Origin of the sequence: Aromatoleum tolulyticum (genome assembly GCF_900156155.1) — a bacterium.
Taxonomy (GTDB): domain Bacteria; phylum Pseudomonadota; class Gammaproteobacteria; order Burkholderiales; family Rhodocyclaceae; genus Aromatoleum; species Aromatoleum tolulyticum.
Genome location: NZ_FTMD01000031.1, coordinates 1 through 3,177 on the forward strand (window position 1 = coordinate 1; position 3,177 = coordinate 3,177).

The following is a 3,177-nucleotide window of genomic DNA, read 5'->3' on the forward strand; positions in this document are numbered from 1 at the left end:
GGTGGGCTCATGTGAAGGGCTAAGCAGTACGCACGGTGGTGTGTAGTGCTTAGGCCTTGGTGCCAGTGTTCTTTAACAAAGTGGAAGAAGTAAAGTGTGCAATCTCTGTTGCGCTGTGTCAGCGGCGCGTGAAGACGGAGGTTGAACATGGGTTGTGTGATTGCATTGTCGTCATCGGCGCTTTGAACCAGCGGTCGATGGCGGCGCACAAGCGTGAGTTCGCCTATGACGGGTCCCTGGCAACAGGGTCCAGGGTTATAGGATCAAGCGACTAAGTGCATGTGGTGGATGCCTTGGCGATCACAGGCGATGAAGGACGTGCAAGCCTGCGAAAAGCGGGGGGGAGCTGGCAATGGAGCTTTGATCCCCCGATGTCCGAATGGGGAAACCCACTCCTTCGGGAGTATCCCGCGCTGAATACATAGGCGTGTGGAGGCGAACGCGGCGAACTGAAACATCTAAGTAGCCGCAGGAACAGAAATCAACCGAGATTCCCCAAGTAGTGGCGAGCGAACGGGGAGTAGCCTGCACGACTAAACCATCTATTTAGCAGAACGGTCTGGAAAGTCCGACGATACAGGGTGATAGTCCCGTATGCGAAAAGTAGGTGGCGGGTCTGAGCGTGCGACAAGTAGGGCGGGACACGAGAAATCCTGTCTGAAGATGGGGGGACCATCCTCCAAGGCTAAATACTCGTGATCGACCGATAGTGAACCAGTACCGTGAGGGAAAGGCGAAAAGAACCCCGGGAGGGGAGTGAAATAGATCCTGAAACCGCATGCATACAAACAGTGGGAGCCTCCTTGTGGGGTGACTGCGTACCTTTTGTATAATGGGTCAGCGACTTACGTTCAGTAGCGAGCTTAACCGAATAGGGGAGGCGTAGGGAAACCGAGTCTGATAAGGGCGACATAGTTGCTGGGCGTAGACCCGAAACCGGATGATCTATCCATGGCCAGGATGAAGGTGCCGTAACAGGTACTGGAGGTCCGAACCCACTAATGTTGAAAAATTAGGGGATGAGCTGTGGATAGGGGTGAAAGGCTAAACAAATCCGGAAATAGCTGGTTCTCCCCGAAAACTATTTAGGTAGTGCGTCGTACGGACACTTGCGGGGGTAGAGCACTGTAATCGTTGGGGGGGTCACTGCGATCTACCCCGCGATAGCAAACTCCGAATACCGCAAAGTGATATACGGCAGACAGTCCTGGGGTGCTAACGTCCTGGGACAAGAGGGAAACAACCCAGACCGCCAGCTAAGGTCCCAAATACATGGCTAAGTGGGAAACGAAGTGGGAAGGCCCAGACAGCTAGGAGGTTGGCTTAGAAGCAGCCACCCTTTAAAGAAAGCGTAATAGCTCACTAGTCGAGTCGTCCTGCGCGGAAGATGTAACGGGGCTCAAGCCATGAACCGAAGCTGCGGATCTCGTAAGAGATGGTAGGGGAGCGTTCCGTAAGCCTGCGAAGGTGTCTCGAGAGGGATGCTGGAGGTATCGGAAGTGCGAATGCTGACATGAGTAGCGATAAAGGGTGTGAAAAGCACCCTCGCCGAAAGCCCAAGGTTTCCTGCGCAACGTTCATCGACGCAGGGTGAGTCGGCCCCTAAGGCGAGGCAGAAATGCGTAGTCGATGGGAAACGGGTCAATATTCCCGTACCGGTTTTAGATGCGATGGGGGGACGGAGAAGGTTAGGTCAGCCGGGTGTTGGACGTCCCGGTTTAAGCGTGTAGGCGTGCCCCGTAGGCAAATCCGCGGGGCTGAGCCGAGGCGTGATGACGAGGTCTCTTCGAGACCGAAGTGATTGATACCATGCTTCCAGGAAAAGCCTCTAAGCTTCAGTCTAAAATCGACCGTACCGCAAACCGACACAGGTGGGCAGGAAGAAAATTCTAAGGCGCTTGAGAGAACTCAGGAGAAGGAACTCGGCAAATTGATACCGTAACTTCGGGAGAAGGTATGCCCCACTAGCTTGTAGGAGTACATCCGAAGGGCGAAGGGGCCGCAGAGAATCGGTGGCTGCGACTGTTTATTAAAAACACAGCACTCTGCAAACACGAAAGTGGACGTATAGGGTGTGACGCCTGCCCGGTGCCGGAAGGTTAAGTGATGGGGTGCAAGCTCTTGATCGAAGCCCCGGTAAACGGCGGCCGTAACTATAACGGTCCTAAGGTAGCGAAATTCCTTGTCGGGTAAGTTCCGACCTGCACGAATGGCGTAACGATGGCCACACTGTCTCCTCCTGAGACTCAGCGAAGTTGAAATGTTTGTGAAGATGCAATCTACCCGCGGCTAGACGGAAAGACCCCATGAACCTTTACTGTAGCTTTGCATTGGACTTTGACGGGACTTGTGTAGGATAGGTGGGAGGCTTTGAAGCGGTGACGCCAGTTGCCGTGGAGCCAACCTTGAAATACCACCCTGGTGTCGTTGAGGTTCTAACCTGGGCCCGTGAATCCGGGTCGGGGACCGTGCATGGCAGGCAGTTTGACTGGGGCGGTCTCCTCCTAAAAGGTAACGGAGGAGTACGAAGGTCGCCTAGGTACGGTCGGACATCGTACTGATAGTGCAATGGCAAAAGGCGGCTTGACTGCGAGACCGACAAGTCGAGCAGGTGCGAAAGCAGGTCATAGTGATCCGGTGGTTCTGTATGGAAGGGCCATCGCTCAACGGATAAAAGGTACTCTGGGGATAACAGGCTGATTCCGCCCAAGAGTTCACATCGACGGCGGAGTTTGGCACCTCGATGTCGGCTCATCACATCCTGGGGCTGTAGCCGGTCCCAAGGGTATGGCTGTTCGCCATTTAAAGTGGTACGTGAGCTGGGTTTAAAACGTCGTGAGACAGTTTGGTCCCTATCTGCCGTGGGCGCTGGAAGTTTGAGAGGACCTGCTCCTAGTACGAGAGGACCGGAGTGGACGTACCCCTGGTGTACCGGTTGTGACGCCAGTCGCATCGCCGGGTAGCTAAGTACGGAAGAGATAACCGCTGAAAGCATCTAAGCGGGAAACTCGCCTCAAGATGAGACTTCCCCGGGGCCTCGAGCCCCCTGAAGGGTCGTTGAAGACCACAACGTTGATAGGTCGGGTGTGGAAGCGCAGTAATGCGTTAAGCTAACCGATACTAATTGCCCGTGAGGCTTGATCCTATAACCCTGGATCGACAGCGAACTCAACACGC

General features: G+C 54.6%; 1 rRNA gene. It reads left to right on the forward strand.

Features of this window, described 5'->3' with window-relative positions:
• Positions 1–261 precede the first annotated feature (261 nt).
• Positions 262–3,145: ribosomal RNA gene (locus BW991_RS23395) — 23S ribosomal RNA — on the forward strand.
• Positions 3,146–3,177: the final 32 nt, after the last annotated feature.